27 protein-coding genes, 1 other RNA gene and 1 pseudogene are annotated in these 25,654 nt (G+C 41.9%); 8 read left to right on the top strand and 21 right to left on the bottom strand.

From position 1 onward, the window contains the following. Nucleotides 1-40: 40 nt before the first annotated feature. Both F955_RS10950 and F955_RS16385 read right to left on the bottom strand, forming a co-directional pair. A complete protein-coding gene (locus F955_RS10950; protein ID WP_004809604.1) occupies nt 41-511 on the bottom strand; it encodes an IS5/IS1182 family transposase in 471 nt (156 codons plus the stop codon). After that, nucleotides 459-854 carry a transposase family protein gene (locus F955_RS16385; protein WP_008306679.1) on the bottom strand — a complete coding sequence of 132 codons (396 nt, stop codon included), beginning with the start codon at nt 852-854 and terminating at the stop codon, nt 459-461. The genes F955_RS10950 and F955_RS16385 overlap by 53 nt, the downstream gene beginning before the upstream one ends. Before the next feature lie 364 nt (nt 855-1,218). Between F955_RS16385 and F955_RS10945 the strand changes: the two genes are divergently transcribed. Together F955_RS10945 and F955_RS10940 are read left to right on the top strand one after the other, a co-directional pair. Further along, nucleotides 1,219-2,388: a ribosomal protein uL16 3-hydroxylase gene (locus tag F955_RS10945; protein ID WP_004894437.1), complete on the top strand. Its 1,170-nt coding sequence runs from the start codon at nt 1,219-1,221 to the stop codon at nt 2,386-2,388. A 124-nt stretch (nt 2,389-2,512) separates the two neighbouring features. Then, nucleotides 2,513-3,665: pseudogene (locus F955_RS10940) on the top strand (IS4-like element ISAbe18 family transposase). Between the two features lie 83 nt (nt 3,666-3,748). Here F955_RS10940 and F955_RS10935 read toward each other — a convergent pair. The 3 genes from F955_RS10935 to F955_RS10925 all read right to left on the bottom strand — a co-directional run bounded on the left by F955_RS10935 (nt 3,749) and on the right by F955_RS10925 (nt 5,816). Next, on the bottom strand, nt 3,749-4,528 hold the full coding sequence (locus F955_RS10935; RefSeq protein WP_004812679.1) for a glutathione S-transferase N-terminal domain-containing protein: 780 nt from the start codon (nt 4,526-4,528) through the stop codon (nt 3,749-3,751). A gap of 101 nt (nt 4,529-4,629) precedes the next feature. Beyond that, nucleotides 4,630-5,139: a ribonuclease E activity regulator RraA gene (rraA, locus tag F955_RS10930; RefSeq protein WP_004894432.1), complete on the bottom strand. Its 510-nt coding sequence runs from the start codon at nt 5,137-5,139 to the stop codon at nt 4,630-4,632. Nucleotides 5,140-5,150: 11 nt separating this feature from the next. Further along, nucleotides 5,151-5,816 carry a Rossmann-fold NAD(P)-binding domain-containing protein gene (locus F955_RS10925; protein WP_004812676.1) on the bottom strand — a complete coding sequence of 222 codons (666 nt, stop codon included), beginning with the start codon at nt 5,814-5,816 and terminating at the stop codon, nt 5,151-5,153. A 214-nt stretch (nt 5,817-6,030) separates the two neighbouring features. On the opposite strand from F955_RS10925, the gene rpsT reads away from it, so the two are divergent. After that, nucleotides 6,031-6,300, top strand: coding sequence for a 30S ribosomal protein S20 (rpsT, locus tag F955_RS10920; protein ID WP_004786139.1), 270 nt, complete (start codon nt 6,031-6,033; stop codon nt 6,298-6,300). A 249-nt stretch (nt 6,301-6,549) separates the two neighbouring features. Here the strand turns inward: rpsT and F955_RS16990 are convergent, their stop codons facing one another. The 3 genes from F955_RS16990 to F955_RS10910 form a co-directional block, all read right to left on the bottom strand. Next, on the bottom strand, nt 6,550-6,675 hold the full coding sequence (locus F955_RS16990; protein ID WP_004894429.1) for a hypothetical protein: 126 nt from the start codon (nt 6,673-6,675) through the stop codon (nt 6,550-6,552). 119 nt (nt 6,676-6,794) lie between these two features. Continuing rightward, complete coding sequence (locus F955_RS10915) at nt 6,795-7,544, bottom strand: histidine phosphatase family protein (protein WP_008305272.1); 750 nt, start codon at nt 7,542-7,544, stop codon at nt 6,795-6,797. Between the two features lie 60 nt (nt 7,545-7,604). Then, the gene (locus tag F955_RS10910; RefSeq protein ID WP_004894426.1) at nt 7,605-8,456 is read right to left on the bottom strand and encodes a 3'(2'),5'-bisphosphate nucleotidase CysQ family protein; all 852 of its coding nucleotides are present in this window, start codon (nt 8,454-8,456) and stop codon (nt 7,605-7,607) included. 12 nt (nt 8,457-8,468) lie between these two features. Here F955_RS10910 and F955_RS10905 point away from each other — a divergent pair, with 12 nt between their 5' ends. The 4 genes from F955_RS10905 (at nt 8,469) to F955_RS10890 (ending at nt 11,473) form a co-directional block, all read left to right on the top strand. Next, entirely contained in the window at nt 8,469-9,155 is a 687-nt protein-coding gene (locus tag F955_RS10905) for an HAD-IA family hydrolase (protein WP_004894425.1), read from the top strand. Beyond that, nucleotides 9,148-9,588 carry an RNA-binding S4 domain-containing protein gene (locus F955_RS10900; protein WP_004894423.1) on the top strand — a complete coding sequence of 147 codons (441 nt, stop codon included), beginning with the start codon at nt 9,148-9,150 and terminating at the stop codon, nt 9,586-9,588. The genes F955_RS10905 and F955_RS10900 overlap by 8 nt, the downstream gene beginning before the upstream one ends. A 146-nt stretch (nt 9,589-9,734) precedes the next feature. After that, nucleotides 9,735-10,778, top strand: a complete 1,044-nt coding sequence (recA, locus tag F955_RS10895; RefSeq protein WP_004812670.1) for a recombinase RecA — start codon at nt 9,735-9,737, stop codon at nt 10,776-10,778. A gap of 77 nt (nt 10,779-10,855) precedes the next feature. Further along, nucleotides 10,856-11,473 (top strand): regulatory protein RecX, encoded by a 618-nt coding sequence (locus F955_RS10890; RefSeq protein WP_004894421.1) that lies wholly within the window; start codon nt 10,856-10,858, stop codon nt 11,471-11,473. Nucleotides 11,474-11,683: 210 nt separating this feature from the next. Here the strand turns inward: F955_RS10890 and ffs are convergent. Then, nucleotides 11,684-11,780, bottom strand: an RNA gene (gene ffs / locus F955_RS16380) — signal recognition particle sRNA small type. A gap of 293 nt (nt 11,781-12,073) precedes the next feature. Between ffs and F955_RS10885 the strand changes: the two genes are divergently transcribed. After that, nucleotides 12,074-12,895, top strand: a complete 822-nt coding sequence (locus tag F955_RS10885) for a YbgF trimerization domain-containing protein (RefSeq protein ID WP_004894418.1) — start codon at nt 12,074-12,076, stop codon at nt 12,893-12,895. 56 nt (nt 12,896-12,951) lie between these two features. Here the strand turns inward: F955_RS10885 and lpxA are convergent, their stop codons facing one another. The 12 genes from lpxA to rimO all read right to left on the bottom strand — a co-directional run bounded on the left by lpxA (nt 12,952) and on the right by rimO (nt 25,313). Continuing rightward, entirely contained in the window at nt 12,952-13,740 is a 789-nt protein-coding gene (gene lpxA, locus F955_RS10880) for an acyl-ACP--UDP-N-acetylglucosamine O-acyltransferase (RefSeq protein WP_004894416.1), read from the bottom strand. Next, nucleotides 13,737-14,222, bottom strand: coding sequence for a 3-hydroxyacyl-ACP dehydratase FabZ (gene fabZ / locus F955_RS10875; protein WP_026056779.1), 486 nt, complete (start codon nt 14,220-14,222; stop codon nt 13,737-13,739). Before fabZ ends, lpxA begins: the two co-directional genes overlap by 4 nt. 5 nt (nt 14,223-14,227) lie before the next feature. Beyond that, complete coding sequence (lpxD, locus tag F955_RS10870) at nt 14,228-15,298, bottom strand: UDP-3-O-(3-hydroxymyristoyl)glucosamine N-acyltransferase (RefSeq protein ID WP_004894413.1); 1,071 nt, start codon at nt 15,296-15,298, stop codon at nt 14,228-14,230. A gap of 3 nt (nt 15,299-15,301) precedes the next feature. Next, nucleotides 15,302-15,799, bottom strand: coding sequence for an OmpH/Skp family outer membrane protein (locus tag F955_RS10865; protein ID WP_004894410.1), 498 nt, complete (start codon nt 15,797-15,799; stop codon nt 15,302-15,304). Nucleotides 15,800-15,888: 89 nt separating this feature from the next. Further along, complete coding sequence (gene bamA, locus F955_RS10860; protein ID WP_004894408.1) at nt 15,889-18,384, bottom strand: outer membrane protein assembly factor BamA; 2,496 nt, start codon at nt 18,382-18,384, stop codon at nt 15,889-15,891. A 40-nt stretch (nt 18,385-18,424) separates the two neighbouring features. Continuing rightward, nucleotides 18,425-19,780 carry an RIP metalloprotease RseP gene (rseP, locus tag F955_RS10855; protein WP_004812654.1) on the bottom strand — a complete coding sequence of 452 codons (1,356 nt, stop codon included), beginning with the start codon at nt 19,778-19,780 and terminating at the stop codon, nt 18,425-18,427. Between the two features lie 3 nt (nt 19,781-19,783). Continuing rightward, complete coding sequence (gene ispC / locus F955_RS10850; protein WP_026056780.1) at nt 19,784-20,980, bottom strand: 1-deoxy-D-xylulose-5-phosphate reductoisomerase; 1,197 nt, start codon at nt 20,978-20,980, stop codon at nt 19,784-19,786. After that, complete coding sequence (locus tag F955_RS10845; protein ID WP_004894403.1) at nt 20,981-21,805, bottom strand: phosphatidate cytidylyltransferase; 825 nt, start codon at nt 21,803-21,805, stop codon at nt 20,981-20,983. Between the two features lie 3 nt (nt 21,806-21,808). Further along, a complete protein-coding gene (gene uppS, locus F955_RS10840) occupies nt 21,809-22,561 on the bottom strand; it encodes a polyprenyl diphosphate synthase (protein WP_004894400.1) in 753 nt (250 codons plus the stop codon). A gap of 7 nt (nt 22,562-22,568) precedes the next feature. Next, entirely contained in the window at nt 22,569-23,123 is a 555-nt protein-coding gene (frr, locus tag F955_RS10835) for a ribosome recycling factor (protein WP_004812648.1), read from the bottom strand. A gap of 77 nt (nt 23,124-23,200) precedes the next feature. Next, nucleotides 23,201-23,929, bottom strand: coding sequence for a UMP kinase (pyrH, locus tag F955_RS10830; RefSeq protein WP_004812647.1), 729 nt, complete (start codon nt 23,927-23,929; stop codon nt 23,201-23,203). Between the two features lie 40 nt (nt 23,930-23,969). Beyond that, on the bottom strand, nt 23,970-25,313 hold the full coding sequence (gene rimO / locus F955_RS10825) for a 30S ribosomal protein S12 methylthiotransferase RimO (protein ID WP_004894397.1): 1,344 nt from the start codon (nt 25,311-25,313) through the stop codon (nt 23,970-23,972). Between the last annotated feature and the right edge of the window lie 341 nt (nt 25,314-25,654).

The raw sequence follows: 25,654 nt of genomic DNA, 5'->3' as shown, positions 1-25,654 counted from the left end.
GTTTTTCACTATTTTATTTACATAAGACCTCTTTCATAAATCATTTTTTGCTCAGTTCCAAGTTGTAGATTCCAGCGATTAAATTGAATCTCAAACCAAGCCTTTTACCTCTATTTCGATAACGTTCAGCAAGGATTTTGAAGGTTTTCAGGCTGCCAAATACATGCTCAATTCCGATTCTTCTTTTATTGATTTCTTGATTATAGATTTTCAATTCAGGATCCAATTTACAGTGTCTTTTGGCTTTTAATGGCAACAGGCTATTCGGATACAACACATAAATCCCCTGATAGCCTTTATCTGCAAGGATAAAAGCCCCAAAAGGAATCTGGTTTAAATTACGTTTGAACAACTCGAAATCATGCACTGCACCGCGACTGGTACATAAACTCAGAATTTGCTGAGTTTTGTAGTGAATCATGGCCTGTACTTTAAAGGTATGGGTCTTTTTCTTGCCGCTATAGCTTTTCTTCTGTTTTTTTAGGCCTTTGGATTGGAATTTCCGTGGCATCCACGATCACAACATTCCAGTCGATGCCTTCGCCCTCGGGTAAATCTTTGGGTAAATTAAACAGATTGGACCGAATCAGGCAGTCTTCAACATGACGGACAATTCTTGAGGCTGTGGGCTCTGAAACCCCGTAACTCGTCGCAACGTGAAATAAGGTTCGGTATTCCCGCCAATAGCTCAGACAGAGCAGAACCTGATCCTCCAGGCTTAACTTGGGCGGTCTGCCTTTGGCAGAGACATGCTTCTGCAATTGCTCAACCATCAAATAGAAAGTTGACCATGAGATGCCTGTGTATCGCTTGAACTGAGGATCAGAAAGCTTGTTTGAATCGATGTATTTCATCCGCAGATTATGCACGAATGCCAAGAAATCCGAAGTGCAAATATTAACCAAAAAGAAGATCGTTTTTTGATTTATGAAAGAGATCTATAATTATCACTTTTAATTGAGCTACTCTAATTTGGTTCATATCTTTGTAATTCTTATCCTTCATTCAAAATGCTATTCTTCTTATTCAATTTTTAAGAGCTCTAAAATTTTTTAATAAATTAATTTTTAAATAAAATTCTCATCATTTATTTTATGAAAATAAATATTACTTAGTTTGCTCTCCTGGTATTTATAAAAGCTCTATTTCTCACCATCTCGCTTGCACCATTCAATAACTCAAGGGACAATAAGCAAAATTTATCTTGTAATTAATCCCATGTCCCAATCTTTAGATGTATTAGGCGGAATTACCGCTGAACAATTCCTTGCTGAATACTGGCAGAAAAAACCTCTCCTAGTACGTAATGCCATGCCTGAAATTGCTGGCCTGCTTGAACCTGACGATGTCATGGAGCTGGCTCTGGATGAAAATGTCACTGCACGCCTGATCAAGCAAAAAGACCGCGACCCGAACCAATGGTCAGTGAAATCTTCACCTTTACTAAAAGCTGATTTCCAGAAGATGCCTAAATTATGGACACTCCTTGTTCAGGCAGTAGATCACTATTCCTTTGATCTATCAGAACTCTGGAAAAAATTTCCATTCATTCCACAATGGCGCCGTGATGACATCATGGTGTCGTATGCGCCTCAGGGTGGTTCTGTAGGTAAGCATTTCGACTTCTATGATGTTTTCCTTGTACAAGGTTATGGTCAGCGTCGCTGGCAATTAGGTCAGATGTGTAATGCAGAAACTGAGTTTGTTCCGGGTCAGCCATTAAAATTACTTCCAGAAATGGATGTAAACTTTGATGAAGTTCTTGCTCCAGGTGACTTACTATATGTGCCACCTGGGCTTTCACACTACGGCTTAGCTGAAGATGACTGTTTAACTTTTTCTTTTGGTTTCCGTATGCCAAATGTCAGTGACATGATGGACCGTGTTGGAGACAAGTTTGCTGAAAATGAAGTTTTACGTAATCCCCTGACTGATATCATTCGTGATCAAATCAGTGCTGCCGGTGAAGTCACAGCTAATGAGCTTGAATATCTGAAAAGTAAAATCATGGAGCAGTTACATAACTCCAATGTACTTGAAGATGCCATCATGAGCCTGATGTCTGAATCTAAATACCCAGAAAATATTCCAGAAGCAGAAGAAATTGGTACTGGCGACCTGGAAGAAGCATTAGACCAAGGCTATAGCATTATGCTCGAGCCAGCATCACGCCTGCTTTATACTGAAGAAGATGATGAAATACTATTCTGGGGCAATGGTGAAGGTTTATGTATCTCGGAAGCTTTTGCAGAAAAACTCAAGCTGATCGCCAATGGTGAATCTGTGATGCTCAATCTGGACTTTGCTGATGAAGATATGCTAGAAGACCTGGCAGATCTGCTCAATGAATCCATCCTGATGCTGGTTCCGCCTGCTGAAGAAGAATAAGAAACAAAAAAAGAGGGGCATTTGATCCACTGCTGTCCCATAGTTTGCTTTAAATAAAAAAACCTGAGTCCTAACAGTTAAAATATGAGTGCAAACAAACACTTTAACGACCAGGATTCAGGTTTTGTCCCATCAGAATACCGTATTTCATGAGCTAATTAAACCTGTTGTGCGACAGGATTTTGAACAACTTGCTAAAGTACACCATGTTGGACAGAAATTTAGAGCGGCTTCCCGGTGGGATCAGTTTATTGCCATATTGATGTCTCAATTCTCTTGTAGGCAAAGTCTGAGAGATATTCAATCCAATTTGGAGTGCCAACAGGAAAAGCTAAGTCATCTCGGAGCAAAGTCTATTCCCCCGAAGCACGCTGGCACGAATCAATGAGCAGCAGCCTGCTGCCTTGTATCAACAGCTATTTTACAAGTTGCTTAAATACTATGAACACTCAAAAGTAGCTCATAAATTTCGCTTTAAGAATCCCTTGTATTCCTTGGATGCCAGTCATATTGACCTGTCGCTTTCCTTATGTGAATGGGCCAAAGTTCACGACTCAAAAGCCAGCATGAAACTCAGTATAGGATTGAATCACAGCAATGATATTCCTGAGTTTGTTGCAGTTGAAAATGGCAAAGAAAATGACATGGTACAAGGCCGCAAATTCCAGTTTCCTGCTGGCAGCATTGTAGTTTTTGATAAAGGCTATGTCGATTACCAATGGTATGCAAATCTGACTGCTCAAAACATTGGATTTGTCACACGTTTTAGGCCTAAATCTGTGTATCAGGTGATCCAGCAACATCCAGTGCTTGAATCCAAAGGTATTCTAAAAGATGAAACCATTCAGCTGAATAGCGCACATGCCCTAAAAAGAAAAGCCCCAGTGTTAAGAAGAATTGAATATAGAGATCAGCAAAGTGGCAAGCACTTTAGCTTTCTCAGCAATAACTTTCATTTAGCCGCCTCCACCATTGCGGCGATTTATAAAGATCGTTGGAAAGTTGAGCTGTTCTTTAAGGCGATTAAGCAGAATCTCAAATTAAAAGCGTTTCTAGGCCGCAGCAGGAACGCAATTCAGACACAAATCTGGATTGCGATGATCGCCTATTTATTGGTGAGTTTCGCTCAACATTTAGGAAAAACAGGTTGGACAGTTCAACGTTTACTCAGAATAATTCAAGTGAACTTGTTTGAAATAAGAACTTTAAAAGCTTTATTTTCACCCGATAAAATACCCATAAAACAAGAGGAAGCTCATTTGAGCTTCCTCTTGTGAAAAATTGTGGGACAGCAATGGCATTTGATCCTCTTTTTTTGTTAGTGACCCAGGAAATTCTTTAATTAAAAAATTTACGAAAATTAAGCGCCATACTGACCTTTTAGATATTTCACAATATCTTTAGATTCGAACATTTTTACATTGGTATTCGGATCGACCAGATAAGGCACCTGGATATTGTTCCCCATCATGGTGAACAGCTGTTCGCGTTTACCGCCTGGCAAGGGCTCATATTTTCCTGGCTTTAGGCGTAGCTTGGCTGGGCCATAATCTTGCCAGCGTTCTTTCGCCACATTGTGGTAGATATAAGGAATTTCCAGCTCAGACAATACACCACGGACTATACGGGTATACGGGCTGGCTTCAAACCCCCACAGCTCCAGAAGCTGTTCAGGTGCAGGTTTATTTTTCTTTAATGGTTTTGCCATACCACCGCGTAAACCGTTGACCATCGTACCGGCAATTGCAGCCACCGGCACCTTTGGATAATTTGAATATTTCGCCGGAGTCTTACCAGTTTTGCCATAATGCTTAAACAGGTGGTGAATGATATCCTGAGATTCGTAAAGCTTATCTCCCGTATTTTCATCTACTAAAAATGGGAACTGGAGTTTGCCTCCCTGCTGTTTTACTTCAGGACGGAAGCGTTTACCGCCTCGTGGGCATGGATACACTTCATAATCAAGGTTGAGTAAAGTCATCACTTCACGGACACGGCGACAGAATGGCGAGCCTTCGTACTCATAAAGCTTTAAGGGTTTTTCAGGCTGGTTTGGAAATGGCGTTCCGGAAACTCCTCGTCCACCTTCCAGAAATGCGGATGCCAATGCCTGTGCTACTTTAATCTGATGGCCTAACATATCGTCTGTCCTCTTTATTGTTTTAAAGCCGTGAAAACAGCAATCTAAACTGCCTGACTTTCACGGTATAGCTGATTTTTGTATGTTTTCAATAAACAGGATTAGTCCACCAGTTTATCTTTAGACAGCACGATCCCGTTATTGTCCGCATAAACGTATTCACCTGATTGAAAAGTCACGCCGCCAAAGTACAGTGGAACATCGACTTCCCCAATACCTTTGCGGTTGCTCTTTTGAGGAATCGAAGCTAAGGCATGCACACCAAGATCCAGTTCGGCAATCGCATCCACATCACGTACACAACCGTAAATAATTACACCATTCCAGTGATTCTTTACTGCTGATTCAGCAATCAGGTCACCCATCAGTGCACAGCGCATCGAAGCACCACCATCCACCACCAGGACTTTGCCTGCACCATCAGTTGCCAGTAATTCTTTGACACGAGAATTATCTTCAAAGCACTTTACTGTGACAATCTGGCCACCAAAGCTTTTACGTGCACCATAGCTTTTAAAAAACTTGCCATCCAAGCATGGTGTTACGACTTGCAGGTCTTTATCTGGATTATCATCAAGCAGGTCACAAGTTACAAATGGTACGCTGGACACGATTTTTACCCTCATTTCATTTTTTGTATGGCTAAATTATCATAAATTTCAAATTTCACAGTCTGATTCAGGGCTGCATATACCATAGTATGAGCTACCTGCTCGGCTGTCACTGGCTTGTATTTAAAAGAATCCGGTACCAAATGCGAAAACTTGCCATAGAGTTTCTGTGCAGCATCTTCCAGTAAACGTTGATGACCACGTTCACCCATTAATAAAGATGGCCGGATCAGACTGATTCGTTCCAGCGTTAAGGTCTGGATATAATCTTCCAGCTCGCCTTTGACCCGATTATAGAAAAACCAGGATTCAGCATTCGCCCCCATGGCACTAATCAGCAGATAATGCGCATCCGTCTGTTGAACCAGCTCAGCAAAATGGGCATTGATGGTATAGTCCACATTATAAAAAGCATCTTTGGAACCTGCCTGCTTTAAAGTTGTACCTAGACAGCTGAAAGCATGGGTATGTCCGCTGACATCCTGATCATTCAACATCAGAAAATCCTCAAAGACCAGTTGTTTGACTTTGGGCCATTGCTCAAACTCTGGCTGGTGCTTGCGTACCACGACACTGATACGCTTGCAGCTCGGCTCATTAACCAGCTGTTGTACCAAGCTCTTACCCACAAGACCTGTGGCACCAATGATGATTGGATATGTTATGGTTTTAGTCATTTTTTGTACGATCTCCCTGCCTGAATACTAATCTAACGTTTTCTTTAGAATTTTTCTGCAACTAAAATGTTGTCAAAGCATGTCAAGACTTGACTTAAGCCCTCAGTTTCCTCAAAATATGGCACTTGTTTACGGGCTGGTGATAGTTCTTCTGATGTTGGTTTTCAGTTGAGTTTCAGCCCGCCCAGACCAATCTATTTCAAGGAGTGCACGAGTGGCAAACTCTGCTCAAGCTAAAAAACGTGCTCGTCAAAACGTTAAAGCACGCAAACACAACGCAAGCTTGCGTTCTATGGTTCGTACCTATCTTAAACGTACAGTAGCTGCTATTGCTGCTGGCGACTATGCTGTTGCTACTGAAGCTTACAAAAAAGCTGTTCCAGTAATCGACCGTATGGCTGACAAAGGTATCATCCATAAAAACAAAGCAGCTCGTCATAAGAGCCGTTTGAACGCGCAAGTTAAAGCATTAGCTTCTAACTAATCGCAAATGAAAAAAGCCCTTTTAGGGCTTTTTTTGTGCCCAAAATTTAGTAAATCAACAAAATGATCTATTCAATAAAAAGACAATTTTTGAATAAATAAACTTTACAAGATTATTTCCACTCAATTCTTCTTCCTTATTTCCCAATATTTTTAAAATATTCTTTAAAACTTATGGAAATCCTATTTCGTACCAAAAATAGGATTGATAAAAGTAAGAACGGGAATATCAGCCAGTTTAATATTTGAATTATTGATCCTTATCCATAGAATGTGGTGTTGTGGTCTTGTCCTGCTCTGGTGAATCCGTATCACGTTTCTGACAGGCGCTTAGACCCACCATAATAACCAAACTTAAAATTGTGATGATTTTCATTGTTTTTCCTATACTTGAATATCTGCTTAGATATCAGCATAGTGATTTTTGATGATTATTCTATTTCACTTTCATAAGACAAATGTAAAAAGCTCACCCCTCATGATTGAGCTTTTAAGTTATTTCCTGGTGTGTAATTCCGCATTCTGAAACTGGGAAATATCCAGTTCATACACCTTACCGCGCCAGATCCATTTCAGTTTAGACTCCTCAAACACATCGCCTTCAAACCAGACAAACAAACCTTCCATCATTTTTGGCCAGTCTTCCCGGCTAACCTCCTGATGACCTGACATGACTGCAATCATGGCTGCCAGAATCGTGTCATGACTTACTGCCAGACTGAGTCCATACGGCGTTTTTGGATGCGTGTTATAGATTAACTCCAGTACATCGACCACACCATGAATTGGATGCTTCATGCCCGGCAAGGCGTTATTCACAAAACTATTAATAAAACCTAATGCACCCTGTTTCTTGAAATATGGCCCAGCCTTCTGAATATCCAGCACAAAACTGCCAGGCTCGACCAGTAAACCTTGTTCGATAATTTCAATGTTATGGGTATGCGATGCCTTATTGGTTGCATCTGCACCCTCAATCATAAGGGCGGCAGTATCGACACAACGCTGAATAGGGCTAGAAATACAATGCTGAATATGACGATCAGTTTGATTGACCAGATAAGCCCCCCACTCCTGCGCCAGATCACGCCCCTGTGATGTTAATTGCAAGTCGTAGCCTGCCAGGCCCTGACCGGCCACCTCTTCACGCAAGGAATGACGCGTAAACAGAGTCACAGGTGTCTTCGTATCAGGCAATAAATCTATTGCACTGAGCATGCTCGGTGGAAGCAGTTTTAATGCCACAATCTTGCCAACTGGTCTATCAACGGAATCAGCTTCACTATAACATGAACGTTACACAGCTCAATCACTACCTTGCATATCAGCCAGCGCTTTAAAGGCCAATATCTTCATCTCTTTGGTCTTATAAGCAATAAAACCACTATTTAATAAGGTCTCGCGCTGGTTATAGCTAAATGGCCGCCCCTTAAAATCTACCAAACCGCCGCCAATACGTTCCAGCAGACATTGACCGGCACTGGTATCCCATTCACAGGTCGGATGGAAGCGCGGATAAATATCCACCTGATCTTCCAGAATCATGCAAAATTTATAAGCACTGCCAGCTTTAAACTCCTCAAACTCAGTAAATTTAGCCAGACTTTCCAGATAAGCCGCATATTTAGGCTTTTTTTGGCTACTCTGACTTAGACCAATATGCACCGTGTCTTGTTGAGATGCTGGAAAATATTCATGCCAGCAATCTTGCTGAATGTCATATTTTAGCGGCATACCTTGTTCTGGACAGAAATAGATAAGCTGTTGTGCCGGAATTGCAAGAATGGCAAAAGTCGTCAGATTGTCTTTGACCAGGCTCAGATTAATAGTGAATTCGGGTCGTTGATGCAGAAATTCCTTGGTGCCATCCAGAGGATCGAGCAGCCAGAATGCAGACCATGCCTGACGGTCCTCCTGTTTACCTTCTTCAGAAAGTAACGGTAAATCAGAAATTTCAGCGAGGACCTGAGTCAGAAAAGTATTGACGCGGTAATCGGCTTGCGTCACAGGCGAATCATCCTTTTTCCTTTCAATGTCAAAAGCAGCACCGGAACAATATTGCTGATATTCTTCTCGCAAAATTTCACAAGCCTGTGTCAAAATGGGCACAAACTGCAAAATCATCGGATCTTGTGGTGCTGTTGTTGCTTTAAACATAGAAAACCTTATATGCCGAATTGCTCAGAAAAACCGCCCATTATTTTTGATATGGACGGGACCCTACTTGATCTTGCCTATGACGATTTCATCTGGAATGACCTGCTTCCTGTCCGCTATGCTGAAACGCACCATTGCAGCCTGGAGCAAAGTCGAACAACGCTTTATGCATTCTATCAAGAACATAATCATACCCTAAACTGGTACTCATCGCGCTTCTGGACAGCTAAAGTCGAAGTGGATGTTCTGGCGATGCAAATCGAGCATAAATCCAAAGTCGCATTAAGACCACAGGCACTGGAGTTACTGGATTATCTAAAGGCAAACGGCTACCCGATCTGGCTGGCCACCAATGCCGACTGTGCCGGACTCAGCTTCAAATTGGAACATCTGCAACTCAAAGATTATTTTGATGTGATTGTCAGCTCTGAAACCATCGGGCATGCCAAGGAGTTTGTTGAATTCTGGCAAGGTCTAAACGCCCTGCATCCCTTTGATCCTGAGCAGGTCTATTTTATTGATGATACGGAAAAAGTATTGAATGGTGCCAAAGCCTATGGCATTCAGAATCTGTTCAGTATTAAACAGCCCTCCTCCAGCAAAGTTTCTCACGAGACTTGCAATTACCCGATGCTGCACCAATTAACAGATTTAATCACATATTTAAATCAGGCTGAGGTTAACAAGCAATATGCGTAAATCGTCTTTACCCAAAGATGCGGTAGGCATGCGTATAGATAAATGGCTGTGGGCGGCACGTTTTTTCAAAACGCGCTCCATTGCCAAGAATGCCATTGAAGGCGGCAAGGTGCATATTGGCGGCGAACGTGTCAAAGTCTCCCGTGAAGTCCGGATCGGCATGGAAATCACGGTCCAACAAGGCATTGACAAGAAAACTGTTGTTGTCAAAGAACTATCTGATGTCCGTGGCCCTGCTCCAGTTGCGCAAACACTTTATGAAGAAACTGAAGTCAGTATTGCCCGACGGGAATTGATTGCATCACAAAGAAAGTTGCATAATCTTGCTCGTCCGGATCACCGACCAAGTAAAAAAGATCGTCGTGACATCAGTAAATTTAGAGACGAAAATAGTCAGCTATTTGACCAGCATTGGTCATATAATGATGATTAAATTCAAGCGTCAGCGTATGTCGTACATGCGCTGAATTTTATAGAATATCAGGGAACTTTCTGTCACTATTATACCTGTGGAACAAAGCTCTAATTTAAGACATCCACTTGAGTACTAATTTAGTGACATCGTATTGAGGTTGTAAGATGGATGAGAATAAAAACAAGGCGCTGAATGCTGCCTTAAGCCAGATTGAAAAACAGTTTGGCAAAAACACAGTAATGCGTCTTGGTGACAATACCGTTCAAGCAGTTGAAGCTGTATCTACAGGTTCTTTAACGCTTGATATCGCGCTCGGTATTGGTGGTTTACCAAAAGGCCGTATTATCGAGATCTATGGTCCTGAATCTTCAGGTAAAACCACAATGACATTACAAGCGATTGCAGAATGTCAAAAAGCTGGTGGTACTTGTGCATTCATCGATGCTGAACATGCGCTTGATCCTCAATATGCACGTAAATTGGGTGTAGATATCGACAACCTGCTGGTATCTCAACCCGACCACGGTGAACAGGCACTTGAAATTGCCGACATGCTTGTACGTTCAGGCGCGATTGACCTGATCGTTGTCGACTCCGTAGCTGCCTTAACCCCTCGTGCTGAAATTGAAGGCGAAATGGGTGACTCACACATGGGTCTGCAAGCACGTTTGATGAGCCAGGCACTGCGTAAAATCACTGGTAATGCCAAGCGTTCAAACTGTATGGTGATCTTCATTAACCAGATCCGTATGAAAATTGGTGTGATGTTCGGTAGCCCGGAAACTACTACTGGTGGTAATGCACTGAAATTCTATGCTTCTGTACGTCTGGATATCCGACGTATTGGTCAGGTAAAAGAAGGCGACGAAATCGTTGGTTCTGAAACTAAAGTTAAAGTTGTGAAGAACAAAATGGCGCCTCCATTTAAAGAAGCCCTATTCCAAATTCTGTATGGTAAAGGTGTAAACCATCTCGGCGAACTGATTGACCTTGCAGTACAGCAGGAAATCGTACAGAAAGCCGGTGCCTGGTACTCTTATCAAGGTGACAAGATTGGCCAAGGTAAGAACAACACAATTCGTTATCTGGAAGAGAACAAAGCACTTGCAGATACCATTGAAAAACTGATTCGTGAGCAGCTTTTGACGACAGGCAATGTGGTTGAAGATAAAGACGAAGAAGAACCAGCAGACTTTCTGGATGCATAATCCTTAAACGTCTTACAGAGCGCCCTACGGGGCGTTTTTGTTATTATAGACAGGTAATATAATGAATTGGATTCACTATGTCTGATGCAAAGTTCACTAAGCTCCTGGATTATGAAACCATCAAGCAACAGTTTGGCGATGCTCATGATTCGTCCCAGCCAGTAATTCCTCCCCAAGCTGATGCCCTGCCCGAGTTTGATCCTGAAGAAAGCTTATTTGATAACAAGCAGCAAGATAAAACGAAACCGGGCTTAACCGGCTCCCGTTTGCGCTCCTATGCCTTTGCAGTACTGACCCGTAAGGAATATGCCAAAGCGGAACTGATCGAGAAACTGTGTTTATATGCAGAAAATCGTGATGAAGTACTAGAGCTTGTTGATGAGCTTTCCCGTGAGAATTACCAAAGTGATCAGCGTGTTGCAGAAACTTTACTTTCCAGCCAAAAGCGCAAAGGTAAAGGCCCGAATCAGATTAAAATGAAGCTGAAAAGTAAAAAGATTGATACAGCTTTAATTATAGATGAACTTAAAGAAACCGACTGGGTTCAGCAAGCTTATGAACTGAAGCTCAAGAAATACGGCCCTGAAGTTACAAAAGATCCCAAAGTCAAAGCCAAGCAGATTCGTTTTCTTATGTACCGGGGTTTTGAAATGGATGCCATTATGAAAGCGATTAACCGTAAAGCAGAAGATTGATTACTTATTCTAAAGGCCTGAATAACTAAAAGTCTTGAATATTGAATTTCATATAGTTTAGGAAACAAGCTTAAATCGAAAATAAAACAACCATGAACTGAGTATTCAAATAATAAGATATACAGCTTGAGCTTATAAATAAAAGATTAGATATGAGAATAGAAAATTCAAATTGGTATTGTTTTTATTAAATGAAAAATATGGTGGCAACCCTACCAGCAAAGCTTCGGCACATCGCAGTTCTACTACCGTTGCTACCTTCCGGTCCTGGCGGGGTTCGCAGAGTGCAATTGCGAAGTAACCGGCAGGGCTACCATTGCAAGAACAGAGTATAGAGATTTTTAATGAACTTGCAAGCGAGAATACTAAAAAATCTGGCACAAGCTATCCGTTTGATTATTTTAAAAACAATGTAGGATTAATTCAGAATTTTCTGTAAATCCGAGATACAAATTCCTGCCCGGAAAACCCCTTCAACTTTGTAAAAGCATGTTGCAATTCCCGGCAATGCCGTTTTAAATGTGTGGCATATACATTGAATAATTTATTTGATTGACCACCTTGAACGTTGGTCCATTCAAAACAACATGGATAAAATAGATGATGTTTAAAAAACATGTCTTATGCGTGTTCAGCATGCTCTGTACCACTTCACTTTTTGCTGCAGTTCCAATTGAATCTCGAGGCTTAAGCCAGGGTGGTAACAGTACAGCACCTACCAGCACCCTGCCTGCGATTTCCTCAGGAATAGATACCCCGGTACAGACCAATATGAGCTGGCAATTGCTGCAAAAAAATCAGCAACTGGAAAGTGATATTCGTGGCTTGCGCGGCAAGATTGAAGAACAGGACAATGAGATTCAGTCGCTAAAAAGTGAACTGGCTAACCGCTATGCCGATCTCGATCAACGTCTTGAGTTATTACAGCAAAAGATTGATCCTGAACAAGGCACTGAGGAGGATAATCAACAGGATACTGCACCCAGTTCAGGAGCAGGCAACAGCAAGTTAAGCCAAGCTCAAACATCAACAGCTTCGAGCTCTTCTGCCCAACCCTCCGAGTTAGAAAAAGCCGCATATACGGTAGCCCTGGATGCCTACAAGAATGGCGGTGCCACAAAAGCGATTGCACCGATGCAGAATTTCATTAAGAATAATCCAAACAGCGTGTATATCAGCAATGCCTATTTCTGGTTAGCAGAGTTTAATCTGTCGATTGATCCACCGAATTTTACTGAAGCGAAGCGAAATTATGCCATTGTGGCAGACCGCTATCCAAATTCGGCAAAAGCTGCTCGTGCTTTGTATCAATTGTATAATGTCAGCAGTGAGGTAGAGAAAAACAAGACCTTGGCTGCACAATATAAATCTCGCTTGTTGAAAAATTATCCGCAGTCTGAAGAAGCTAAATTCTTTAAATAAAAAGATTCAAAAATAAAAAAGACACCTGAAAAGGTGTCTTTTTTATGAATAGTCTATTAACGCACAATACCACGTTTAGACTGCTCCAAAGAATCAAGCAAGCGCTGTGCTTCAGCCACTTCTGGCAGAATCTCTGCACGAATTTTTTCAATTGCTTCTTGTGTGGTTAAACCTGATTTATAGATCAGTTTAAATGCCTCACGTAGGCCATTGATTACATTTTTCGACCAACCCTTACGACGCATCCCTTCTACATTCATTGCAAATGCATGCGCAGGATTGCCGGAAACCATTACATAAGCAGGCACATCTTTAAGAATCAGTGATGCACCACCGATCATGCTATAAGAATCAATCTTACAGAACTGATGGATACCTGAGTTACCCCCAATTACCACATAATCACCCACATGGACGTGACCAGCTACACCTACATTATTTGCAAAGATATTGTGATCGCCCACCATACAGTCATGTGCAATATGCGTATTTACCATCAGCAGGTTATGACTGCCGATTTTGGTAATGCTATTGTCCTGAACAGTACCACGGTGCAGACTGCAATGTTCGCGAATCTTGTTATGATCACCAATCTCAAGCCAGGTTTCTTCACCTGCATATTTCAGGTCCTGACAAACTTCTCCCACACTCGCAAACTGGAAAATCTCATTGTGTTCGCCAATGCGTGTGTACCCACCCACAACGACGTGTGAATGAAGTTTGGTACCTGCACCAATAGTGACATTTGGCCCAATAATACAGTAAGGACCAATTTGAACATCTGAAGCAATTACTGCAGATGAGTCAATAATGGCAGTTGGATGAATAAGGGAGTTATTGCTCATGCCTGCTCGACTTTCTGATGCGAAACCATAATTTCCGCGGTTGTTGCGACTACGCCATCTACTGTGGCTATACAATTATATTTGTAAATGCCACGTTTTTGCATCACTAATTCAGCTTTTAATACCAATTGGTCGCCTGCAACCACTTGTTTTTTAAATCTAACCTTCTCAGCACCAGCAAAAAGGAACAAAGAGCCCTCTGTTGGAGTCTCATTGTTCATGACGAAACCAAGAATACCTGCTACCTGTGCCAATGCTTCTACAATTAGCACACCTGGCATGATTGGGTAATTAGGAAAATGGCCCTGTAAAAACTCTTCATTAATTGAAACGTTTTTATAACCCACGATGCCATTATCAGTAATATCTACCACGCGATCCACAAGCAGGAATGGATAGCGATGAGGCAAATACTCACGAATCTTTTGAATGGTCATTGGCAATTCAGGCTTCGTGAATGTAGGCAAATTCGATTCTGTCATCATAATTATTTACGCAACTTAAATGTTGATTCAATGGACTCAATTTGAGACTGCATATGATCAAGGCGTTTCATTACCTGGGTCAATGGCACATCTGCTAATTGTCTAATGCGAACCACTGTGCGCTTCCACTTCTGATTTTCAAACAATCCGATACCTGAAGAATATTTTCCAGCTTCAGAAATATTATTTGTCACCATTGACATTCCGGTCAAAGTCACATTATCCGCAATATTCAGGTGTCCTGAAATCGCTGTAGCCCCACCAATGATACAGTTTTTGCCAATACTGGTACTGCCTGCAATCGCTGTTTTTGCTGCAATGGCAGTGTTGGCACCAATTTTAACGTTATGAGCGACTTGCACAAGGTTATCAATAATGACGCCATTTTCCAGAATTGTGTCATCCAGAGCACCACGATCAATACTGCAATTAGAACCAATACGGACATCATGACCAATACGTACCGACCCTAATTGTGCAATGCGGTGCCATTTACCTTGATAAGGCGCAAAGCCAAAACCTTCACTGCCAATGACGCTGTTGGCATGGATACGTACCCGGTCACCAATTTTTGTCGTACCGGTCAAGGTCACATGAGCATCAATAAAACAGTCTTTACCAATTTCTACCTGGTTATCCATCTGCACATGGGGCTGAATGACCGTATTTGATCCAACTACACAATTTTCACCGATCACCACATAGTGACCAATATAGGCGTCATCTGCAATTACAGCCGAAGGATGAACCTGTGCCGTACTTTCTATACCACGTTGAGTCTGCTTTTGCTCAAATACATGAGTCAGCATTGCAAAAGCAAGATAAGGATTTGCCACGACAATAAAGTTCTGATGTGAACTTAGCTGTGTTTTAAGCTCACCTGTCACAATCAGAGCACCTGCCTGGCTTTGAGCTGCCTGTTCCAGATATTTATCAGCAGTAACAAACGCCAGATCCTGTACTGTTGCATGCTCAAGACTTGCCAAGCCTCTTAACTGCAAATCGGACTGACCTATACACTCACCTTGCACCAGACGAGCGAGGTCAGCTAATTGAAGCTGTTGATGATTCATTGATTATTTAATTGCATTAACCTTTTGAATCATTTTATCAGTTAAATCATACTTAGGGTCATAGGCAAGCGCGCTATTTTTATTCAAAACCACATCCAGCTTGTTTTCTTGGCGTAATTGTTCAGCGACTTGCTTCACACGTGCATCAAATACAGTACGAACCTGCTGAATAGAGCTTTGCGCGCTAGTCTGTATAGCTTGCTGTAACTGACCTAACTCTTTAAATTTTGCCTGATATTGTTCTTCGAGCTTTTTCTTATCTGCCGCACTCATTTTAGGGTTTGCCTGGGCACGTTGCTGAATGGCTTCCAATTCCTTATTTAGCTGCTCAATTTTGGCGGTTTGTGGTTTGATAGTCTGCTGGAATGACGTATTTTGCTGTTTTAGATATGTGCTATTTTCCACCAAACGTTCCAGATCAATTACTCCAACACCAGCTGCCTGTACCATTGAAGTTAAAGTTGCCACAGCGATACCCATCGCCATCATCATTTTTTTCATCTGTATTTCTCTATCTATAAAAATGGCCTTACAAATAGTAATTTCTTACTATTCATAAGGCCAAATAATATTAATTTTGGTTAATTAAATTAGAAGGTACGACCAATTTCGAATTGAACATTCTTAGTATCGTCACCTTTTTTATCATTCAACGGATATGCATAACTTAATGATAATGGGCCGATCATAGTAATCCAGGTAAAGCCGGCACCTACGCTATAACGCATGTTATCCAGTTCAAAACCGAAGTTATCTTTACAGTATTGTTTCGCGCTCACACCTGGATCATTTCTACCATTCAAGTATAGATTACCTGATGGCACATCACATTGAGTATCAAAGACCTGTGCACCTTCAGCGAATAGTACTGGACGAACCTGACGTGCCCAATCTCCCTTAAATGGTACTGGAAGTGCAAGTTCAGCACCAAACTGAACAAGCGCATTACCCCCTACTTCTTCCGGATCAGTGTCACGTGTACGTGATTCATTATATGTAACGCCTGGGTATTTAGGACCTAGAGTACTGTTCTCATAACCACGGACTGAACCAAAACCACCCGCATAGAAGTTTTTATAGAATGGCAAATCATTACCATAACCAAGCTTACCATAGCCACGAACTACAAAATTCTTGCCTAATGGGAAATAAGCTTGTGCATCATAGGTCAGTTTTTGATATTCCACATCACTGCCTGGCAAGGCAATTTCACCATTGACACGATGTGAGAAACCAGTTGTAGGGAAGATTGGGCGGTTTAAGGTATTATATGACCAACCAAGATTTAAATTATAGGTTAAAAAATCACCCGTAAATTCTGAACCATACGGATCACTTACATTCAAACACCCAACCTGAGGATCAATTGTTTCATCAAGACAGTAAGTTTGAGTGCGTTTAGTTTTGCCATCATTTGCTAGCAAATAGTCACGTACATAGGTAGAAACGTATGGACCAGTCGTAACATCGGTCTGATCAATATTCAGACCAAAACTAATACTCTGGTTCTCATCGATTGGATAACCAAAGTTAATCCCACCACCAAAACTATCTGTTACATAGTTGTTGACGTTATAGTCATCATCCAGCTTGGTTTTACGGTAGTACAGGTTATAACCACGACGTACCCCATCAATAGTAAAGTATGGATCGGTTACACTCAGGTTATAGTAATCTTGAGTTTCAGAACGAGATAGATCAACCGATACACTATTCCCTGTACCCAGGAAGTTAGTTTGACTTAAACCTGCCTGGAAGGTTACACCACCACTTTGCGAGAAACCAACTGCCAAGGTACTTGTCCCGGAATGCTGCTCTTCAACTGCAACATTTAAATCGATCTGATCCGGCGAACCAGGAATACGCGCCGGTTTAATATCAACCGATTTAAAGAAACCAGTACGTTCCAGACGGACCTTAGACAGATCAATTTTTTCGTTACTAGCCAGTGCGCTTTCCATCTGACGCATTTCACGACGTAATACTTCATCCGCAGTTTTGTTATTACCAGTAAAATTAATGCGACGTACAGTCACCTGCTGACCTGGGTTGATGTAATAATTTAAGTCAACCAGTTTAGTATCTTTATTAATTTCTGGAACAACATTTACTTCAGCGAAATAATAGCCAGCATTACCATATTTACGCAGTAATAACTGTTTAACCGCATTCACTTTTTCCTGTGAATAAATTTCACCGTCTTTGTATAGTTGTAAAACTTTGAGTTCATCTGCTGAATAAAGCGCATCACCCAGGAATTTGGTCTCACCAAATTTGAATTGCTCACCTTCATCTACCGATACTTCAATAAAGACATTTTTCTTATCTTCACTCAGGTTTAGACTTGAGTTATTGATATTGAAGTTAATATAACCACGGTTCAGGTACATGGCACGCAAAGCTTCAAGGCTTGCTGCCATTTTCTCACGTGCATAACGGTCATTACGGGAAATAATCGAATTCCAAGAGCTTTCCTTGATAGCAAAAGCCTGCTTGATCTCATCTTCTTTAAAGACCGTATTCCCAATAATATTAATGTCAAAAACTTTTGCAGCCTTACCTTCCACAAATTCAATCAGAAGATCGACACGGTTATTTGGCTTCGGCGTAGTCTTTACTGTAATGTCTGCATCATAACGACCTTGCTGCATATATTGCTGTTCAAGCTCAGTTTCTACAGTTTGCAGAGCAGATTTTTTTAGAACCTCACCTTCAGCAAGACCCATTTTTTTCAAACCTTCTTCCAAAGCTTCCTTCGGAATCAGCTTGTTGCCTTTTAGTTCGATCTTGGAAATAACCGGGCGTTCAACCACCTGGAATACTAGCGTATTTCCAGCTTGAATTGCCTTGATATCATCAAACAAGCCTGAGGCATACAGACTCCGGATCGCATTGGCAATAATCGGATCATTGACACGATCACCACTATTGATTGGCACCAGGCCATACACATTTTCGGGAGTGAGACGAACCAGTCCGTCAAATTTTATATCTTGTACTACGAATTCATCTGCTGCATATACTTGTTGTGCAACTGCCATAGCACTAACGAGTGCCAAAGGCATAAATAAATGTGTGTGCTGCATGCCAGTCTTTTCCGCTTGTTAATTTATTCCATCTACGTTGTTATAAACGCATAAAATCATTAAATAGTGCAAGTAGCATCATACTACCCAGCAATACCATACCAATTTTTAAGCCAACCAATTGTATTTGTTCAGAAACAGGTTTACCACGTAATAATTCAATAAAATAGTAAACCAGATGTCCGCCATCAAGCATTGGAATTGGCAGTAAATTTAATATCCCTAAACTTACACTCATTAGCGCCATAAAGGAAATAAAAGTTTGCCATCCCATTTCCGCACTTTGACCTGCCACTTTGGCAATCGTGATTGGACCAGATAAATTATCCAGACCAATCAGACCACGAACCATCTTCACAATCGAGTTCAGAATCATCGAAGACAGTTGTGTCGTTTTGTCAAAAGCCATGACCAGTGCTTCAGTCGGACTATATTGAATTGTCTGTTTATATTCTGCCGGGATTGTAATTTTACCTGGGTCACTTTGTACACCCAGCATACCCGTCACTTTACCCATATTGTCACGTTTCGCCTGTGGCATCACCTGTAAATGCACCACCTGGTTATTACGTAATACATCTATTTTTAATAATTTTTCTGGTGATGCCTGGACAACCTGTACCACATCAAACCAGTTTTTCATCGCCACACCATCAATGGCAATGATCTTGTCACCTTCCTTCATGCCTTGGCGGATTGCAGCCCCATCGTCACTGAGCTTAGATACCACGGCAGGAATTTCTGGACGATACGGTATAAAACCTAAAGTATCCAGTGGAGACTGTGACTGATCTTTCAGAAAACTCTGAATCGGCAATTGGAAACTTTTTATCTGTCCATCACGTTCGGCCTGAATCGTAATCAGCCCGGTTTCACCAACACGATCAACCAAGGCATAATTCAGCTTTTCCCAGGTTGCGACTTCAGTGCCATCCACTGCGGTAATTTTGTCACCTTGCTGCATCTGTACAGCAGCTGCAGGTGTATTAGGCAAAACCTGACCCACACGGGTATTTAACTGCTCTTGTGCAGGTAAAAATAAAATCCAGAATAGAATCACTGCAAAGAAAAGATTAATTAAAGGACCAGCCGCAACAATCGCGATACGTTTCCATGGATGTTGACGATTAAATGCTTTAGGGAGGTCCTCTTCAGGTACATTACCTTCACGTTCATCGAGCATTTTGACATAGCCGCCAAACGGCAAAGCAGAAAGCTGATACTGGATACCAGACTTTTTTGAAGTCCATTTAATTAGCGTTGGACCAAATCCAATCGAATAAACTAAAACCTTTACGCCAAGTTTTCGAGCTACAAAGTAATGTCCAAATTCATGGATCGCAATCAGAGGACCTAATAACAGAATTGCAGCTGCGATAATAAACAAGGCGTTCATGGCTTAACTTCCTTTATTCACAACGAATTGACGGGCGATATCACGCGCCTGCCGATCAGCCTGAAGAATCACTTCCAGCTGATCTGCTGTCCGATTGTCCATCGAATTCAGCGTATATTCAACTATCTGAGGTATTTGAATGAAAGTAATTTTTTCATGCAAAAATGCTGCCACGGCAATTTCATTGGCTGCATTCAGAATAGCAGGCGCAATCCCGCCTTGCTGCATTGCCTGGCGTGCCAGTTTTAATGCAGGAAAACGCTGGGTATCCGGTTGCTGGAAATTCAGTTGTGAATGTACAAATAAATCTAATGGAGCGACATGCGTACTGATCCGCTCTGGCCATGCCAAGGCATGTGCAATCGGGGTACACATATCCGGGTTACCCATTTGCGCCAAAGTTGAACCATCTACATATTGAACCATGGAGTGAATAATACTCTGTGGATGCACGACAACTGTAACAAATTGTTCTTTTACTGCAAATAAATGACAGGCTTCAATCAGTTCCAAACCTTTATTCATCAAGGTTGCTGAATCTACTGAAATTTTTTGACCCATTGACCAGTTTGGATGTTTGCAGGCTTGTGCTGGTGTGACCGTCTGCAGCTGATCGAAAGTATGATTTAAAAATGGACCACCAGAGGCAGTTAACAGAATCTGCTGTACACCCAGTTTTGGCTGACCGTTACGCTCAGCATCGAAGTAATTCGCCGGCAAACACTGGAAAATTGCATTGTGCTCTGAGTCCACAGGTAGCAATAAAGCCCCATGATCACGAGCAGCCTGCATCATAATATCACCAGACATCACCAAAGCTTCTTTATTAGCCAACAGGACGCGTTTTCCCGCTTTGACCGCAGCCAATGTCGGCAAAAGGCCAGCTGCACCAACAATCGCCGCCATGACTATATCTACTTCTGGATGTTCAGCAACTGCAATCAAGCCTGCTTCATCTGGTAAAATTTCTATTTCGGATAACTGTTGCTGTTTCAGCAATTGTGCCAGTTCATCTACTTTAAAGGCTGGCACCACAGCGATTTTTGGTCGAAACTGCTTACAGATCTCGACCAGTTCAGCAATACGGCTTTGTGCAGTCACAGCATATACGCTGTAAGCTTCAGGATGTCGCTGCAGGATTTTTAAAGTACTTTGCCCAATAGAACCTGTAGCACCCATTATACAAACAGCTTGTGACATTTATAAATCTACGCCAATTAGTTTTAAGACATACATGCCTGCAGCAAAAATCGGTGCTGCAGCAAGGAGAGAATCAATACGGTCTAATACACCACCATGTCCTGGCAGAATACGTCCCGAATCTTTAATACCAGCACGACGTTTGATCATCGATTCAAACAGGTCGCCAAGCACAGAACTAAAGACTGTTAATACTGATAAAATCAGGAATAAAAGCAGTTCGGGGATACTGATATCAAGATAAAGTAATGTGACTGTAATGACAATCAACATGGATGTGACGATTCCGCCATACAACCCTTCAACCGATTTGTTTGGACTAACTTTCGGTGCGAGCTTTTTATTGCCGAACTTGCGTCCAATAAAATAGGCACCACTGTCTGCCCCCCAAACCAGCAAAAACAGATACATTAACCACCAAGGTGAATGCTGCCAGACTGAATAGATTGCAGTGACCGCCGCCGAGATCAGGATCACACCAATGCCATTTAAAGTAACATTGTACCAGCCATCATATTCAGGATAGGATTTAACCCAATAGATGCTGAGAATCCAGGTCAAAATCGATGCCGCCCAAAGCAGCATGGAGATGTCTGAAAAATAGAGTGCAAGTGCTGAAAGAACTGCTGTGAGTAAGCCATAACCCCAAGCAAACGGCTTAATTACTTTTTTCCCCTGACGTGGCATGAGTTTAAACCACTCATAACCTGCCACGCCTGCAGCAACGACCATCAACACAAACATTGGGTAATATGCAGTAGTGGCAAACATACAACTGAGTACAACAGCCACCAAAACCAATGCGGTTATAATCCGCTCTAACATGTATTAATTCTCAAGTTTCTCTTGCTGAATCTGTTCTGATGTCTTACCAAACCGACGTTCACGCCCACCAAATACGGCAAAGGCATCATCAAGTTCTTCCGTGGTAAATTCTGGCCATAAGGTTTCAGTAAAATACAGTTCCGCATAAGCTACCTGCCAGAGCAGGAAGTTTGACAAACGGAAATCTCCACCGGTACGGATTAACAGATCCACAGGTGGTAAATCACTAAGACTTACATATTGACCAAAAACATCAGCATTAATTGCATCAAGTTCTAATTTATTTGTTAAAACATCCGCAGCAATTCGCTTCGCAGCCTGCGCCATATCCCACATACCACCATAGCTAATGGCAATAGTGAGCGTCATGCTATCGAACTTAGCAGTCCTTTCCTCAGCATGCAACATTAAAGCTTGCAGCTCTGGAGATAAACGGCTGCAATCACCGATAAAGCGTAAGGCAATATTGAATTTCTCCATGCGCGGCAACTGTTCATGGATGGTGTCTTCGAGCAATCGCATGAGCAGATCCACTTCATACTGCGGACGATTCCAGTTTTCACTCGAAAACGCAAATACAGTTAAAGCCTGGATTTTTCTTTTTCTACAGTGTTCTACAATTGGATCAAGGACGCTTTTACCTTCACGGTGTCCTTCACCCTTTTGCATCTGATTTTTTTTGGCAAAACGATTGTTGCCATCCATAATGATGGCAACATGTTTTGGAAGACGGGAACTCTCTTCAGAAACGGTCATTGATGAATTAGACCTTCATCAATTCAGCTTCTTTTGCAGCCAAACGTTTGTCAACTTCAGCAACATATTTATCGGTAATTTTCTGAATTTCATCAGATGCACGACGCTCTTCATCTTCAGAAATTTCTTTTTCTTTCAATAAAGCTTTGATGTCGCCCAAAACATCACGACGAATGTTACGAATCGCAACTTTAGCGTTTTCAGCTTCGTTACGCGCAACTTTCTGCATGTCACGGCGAGTTTCTTCAGTTAACGCAGCCATTGGTACACGAATTGCGTCAGCAGTAATCGGGTTAAGCCCTAAATCTGATTCACGAATGGCTTTATCAATTGCAGCAACCATTGAACGTTCAAATGGTTGAACCAGCAAGGTACGTGAATCTTCAACACCTACGTTTGCAACCTGGTTCAATGGCACGTCAGAGCCATAGTAAGGAACCATAACACCGTTCAGAATCGATGGATGTGCACGTCCAGTACGAACTTTGGCAAAACCATGCTCCAACGAGTCAAGTGACTTGTTCATACGGTCTTCTGCGTCTTTTTTAAGATCGTTAATCATATGATCTTCCTTACTTAATTCTAAAAAATGTAAAAGCTAAATTTTGACTAGTATAAAGTGCTTCAAGGTTCACGTCATCAATTGGTAACGTGAGTACCCTCTTTTTCACCCATCACAACGGACAATAAAGCACCAGACTTGTTCATGTCGAAAACTTGTAGCGGTACGTTATGATCACGGCATAGGCAAATCGCCGTTAAATCCATCACACCCAGTTTTTCATCAAGCACTTGGTCAAAGGTTAAGGTTTCGTATTTAACAGCATCTTCAAATTTGCTTGGATCTTTATTATAGACACCATCAACCTTGGTTGCTTTCAGAATCAGGTCCGCTTCAATTTCAATACCACGTAAACAAGCTGCTGTATCAGTGGTAAAGAACGGGTTACCTGTACCCGCAACAAATACGCAGACTTCACCACGCGTCAGGTGACGAATCGCATCACGGCTTGAGTAAGATTCTACAACGGTGCCAATTGGCAATGCTGAAAGTAAACGTGTCTTGATGTTACGGCGTACCAGCGCATCACGTAATGCCAGACCATTCATCACAGTTGCCAGCATACCCATCTGGTCACCGGTTACACGACCAACCAGACCGTCTTTCTGCAACTGGCTACCACGGTACAAGTTACCACCACCGACAACAATACCGACCTGTACACCCAATCCAACTAGGTGTGCAATCGCTAAAGACATCTGGTCAAGGATTGGTGCATCAATACCCATATCCTTGTTTCCGGCAAGCGCTTCACCTGAAAGTTTCAGCAAAATACGGCCAAAACGCGGCTTTTTAGAATCCAACATCATCAAACTCCAAATTATTTCATTTAATTTTATCTAAGTATTAGGCTGATTTAATCGAAATCAGTTTTGCAAACAGGTCATATTCGTCCGCATCGGTAATTTCGACTTCAAGCAAAGCACCTGTCTTAATCAGGCTCTTGTCGATATCTTCAACAAATACATTCCCATCAATCTCTGGTGCATCGGCATAAGAACGTGCTACAGCAACCGGGAATTCCTCTTCCAGATCATCAACTAGCACTGTCATTTTCTGACCGATACGCTTTTGCAGCTTGGCTGCTGAGATCGCTTGCTGGACCTGCATGAAACGTTCATAACGTTCTTGCTTGATTTCTTCCGGCACGTGATCTGGCAGATCATTCGCTGCTGCACCTTCAACTGCTGAATAAGTGAAACAACCCACACGATCCAGCTGAGCTTCCTGCAACCAGTCCAACAACATTTGGAAGTCTTCTTCGGTTTCACCCGGGAAGCCCACTACAAATGTCGAACGCAGCACCAATTCAGGACATTTTTCACGCCATACTTTCAAACGTTCTAATGTATTTTCACTGTGCGCAGGACGCTTCATCAGCTTTAATACTTTAGGACTTGCATGCTGGAATGGAATATCCAGGTATGGCAGAATTTTGCCTTGTGCCATCAGATCAATCACCGCATCCACATGTGGATATGGGTAGACATAGTGCAGACGCACCCAGATGCCTAACTGCCCCAGCGCTTCACACATATCATAGAATTTGGTCTTAACTGGCTGACCATTCCAGAAGTCAAGTTTGTACTTGGTATCCACGCCGTAAGCAGAAGTATCCTGGGAGATGACGAGTACTTCTTTTACGCCAGCACGTTTTAGCGCTGCAGCTTCTTCAAGCACAGAACCGACTGGACGCGATACCAGATCACCACGCATGCTTGGGATAATGCAGAAAGTACAACGGTGGTTACAGCCTTCTGAAATTTTCAAGTACGCATAGTGTTTTGGAGTAAGGCGAATGCCTTGCTCAGGAACCAGATCAATAAATGGATTATGTTTTGGCGGTTCAGGTACATATTGATGAACCGCATCCATTACTTCTTCATAAGCCGCAGCACCAGTCACTTTCAGGACATTCGGATGCATTTGGCGAATCTTGTCTTCGTCTTTACCTAGACAGCCCGTCACAATCACGCGACCATTCGCGCTCATCGCTTCACCGATGGCGTCTAGAGACTCTTGTACTGCAGATTCAATAAAACCACAGGTGTTTACTACTACTAAATCAGCACCGTCATAATCCGATGCGACATCATAACCTTCAGTCTTCAACTGAGTTAAAATTCGTTCAGAATCTACCAATGCCTTAGGACAACCTAAAGAAACAAAACCGACTTTGGGGGACTTCATGAATCTGCGCTCCACTAGAATGCGCGTATTGTATGTCTTTTCGAAACATAAAAACAGTTGAAATGGAGACTGATTACATCAAGCACCAAAATAAAGCCATAAAATATTCAATATATTTATACATGCACCAAAATTGAACATTTATGATTTACATGGTGATTTTTATCAGCTATACCATTAACAAATCATGCATCTTCATGACCCCACTTCCATTTCATTGCAATAATTTAGGGATTATTTAAAAAGTTGGCGTGCATTTTGCTTAATGTGCATCAAATGAGAACTTAAGACTTTAAATTTTGCTTTATGAAGATGCCATTGCGCTATTTTAATACAGGAAA

The organism is Acinetobacter schindleri CIP 107287, from assembly GCF_000368625.1.
GTDB classification, from domain to species: domain Bacteria; phylum Pseudomonadota; class Gammaproteobacteria; order Pseudomonadales; family Moraxellaceae; genus Acinetobacter; species Acinetobacter schindleri.
Note: the sequence above shows the minus strand (reverse complement) of the source record. Positions and strands in the feature narration are given on the sequence as shown.

Bases quoted from the DNA above. Each gene is read 5' to 3' on its own strand.
- F955_RS10950 (WP_004809604.1), bottom strand. From the start codon at position 511: ATGCCACGGAAATTCCAATCCAAAGGCCTAAAAAAACAGAAGAAAAGC.
- F955_RS16385 (WP_008306679.1), bottom strand. From the start codon at position 854: ATGAAATACATCGATTCAAACAAGCTTTCTGATCCTCAGTTCAAGCGA.
- F955_RS10945 (WP_004894437.1), top strand. From the start codon at position 1,219: ATGTCCCAATCTTTAGATGTATTAGGCGGAATTACCGCTGAACAATTC.
- F955_RS10935 (WP_004812679.1), bottom strand. From the start codon at position 4,528: ATGTTAGGCCATCAGATTAAAGTAGCACAGGCATTGGCATCCGCATTT.
- F955_RS10925 (WP_004812676.1), bottom strand. From the start codon at position 5,816: ATGACTAAAACCATAACATATCCAATCATCATTGGTGCCACAGGTCTT.
- F955_RS16990 (WP_004894429.1), bottom strand. From the start codon at position 6,675: ATGAAAATCATCACAATTTTAAGTTTGGTTATTATGGTGGGTCTAAGC.
- F955_RS10910 (WP_004894426.1), bottom strand. From the start codon at position 8,456: ATGTTTAAAGCAACAACAGCACCACAAGATCCGATGATTTTGCAGTTT.
- F955_RS10905 (WP_004894425.1), top strand. From the start codon at position 8,469: ATGCCGAATTGCTCAGAAAAACCGCCCATTATTTTTGATATGGACGGG.
- F955_RS10900 (WP_004894423.1), top strand. From the start codon at position 9,148: ATGCGTAAATCGTCTTTACCCAAAGATGCGGTAGGCATGCGTATAGAT.
- recA (WP_004812670.1), top strand. From the start codon at position 9,735: ATGGATGAGAATAAAAACAAGGCGCTGAATGCTGCCTTAAGCCAGATT.
- F955_RS10890 (WP_004894421.1), top strand. From the start codon at position 10,856: ATGTCTGATGCAAAGTTCACTAAGCTCCTGGATTATGAAACCATCAAG.
- F955_RS10885 (WP_004894418.1), top strand. From the start codon at position 12,074: ATGATGTTTAAAAAACATGTCTTATGCGTGTTCAGCATGCTCTGTACC.
- lpxA (WP_004894416.1), bottom strand. From the start codon at position 13,740: ATGAGCAATAACTCCCTTATTCATCCAACTGCCATTATTGACTCATCT.
- fabZ (WP_026056779.1), bottom strand. From the start codon at position 14,222: ATGACAGAATCGAATTTGCCTACATTCACGAAGCCTGAATTGCCAATG.
- lpxD (WP_004894413.1), bottom strand. From the start codon at position 15,298: ATGAATCATCAACAGCTTCAATTAGCTGACCTCGCTCGTCTGGTGCAA.
- F955_RS10865 (WP_004894410.1), bottom strand. From the start codon at position 15,799: ATGAAAAAAATGATGATGGCGATGGGTATCGCTGTGGCAACTTTAACT.
- bamA (WP_004894408.1), bottom strand. From the start codon at position 18,384: ATGCAGCACACACATTTATTTATGCCTTTGGCACTCGTTAGTGCTATG.
- rseP (WP_004812654.1), bottom strand. From the start codon at position 19,780: ATGAACGCCTTGTTTATTATCGCAGCTGCAATTCTGTTATTAGGTCCT.
- ispC (WP_026056780.1), bottom strand. From the start codon at position 20,980: ATGTCACAAGCTGTTTGTATAATGGGTGCTACAGGTTCTATTGGGCAA.
- F955_RS10845 (WP_004894403.1), bottom strand. From the start codon at position 21,805: ATGTTAGAGCGGATTATAACCGCATTGGTTTTGGTGGCTGTTGTACTC.
- uppS (WP_004894400.1), bottom strand. From the start codon at position 22,561: ATGACCGTTTCTGAAGAGAGTTCCCGTCTTCCAAAACATGTTGCCATC.
- frr (WP_004812648.1), bottom strand. From the start codon at position 23,123: ATGATTAACGATCTTAAAAAAGACGCAGAAGACCGTATGAACAAGTCA.
- pyrH (WP_004812647.1), bottom strand. From the start codon at position 23,929: ATGTTGGATTCTAAAAAGCCGCGTTTTGGCCGTATTTTGCTGAAACTT.
- rimO (WP_004894397.1), bottom strand. From the start codon at position 25,313: ATGAAGTCCCCCAAAGTCGGTTTTGTTTCTTTAGGTTGTCCTAAGGCA.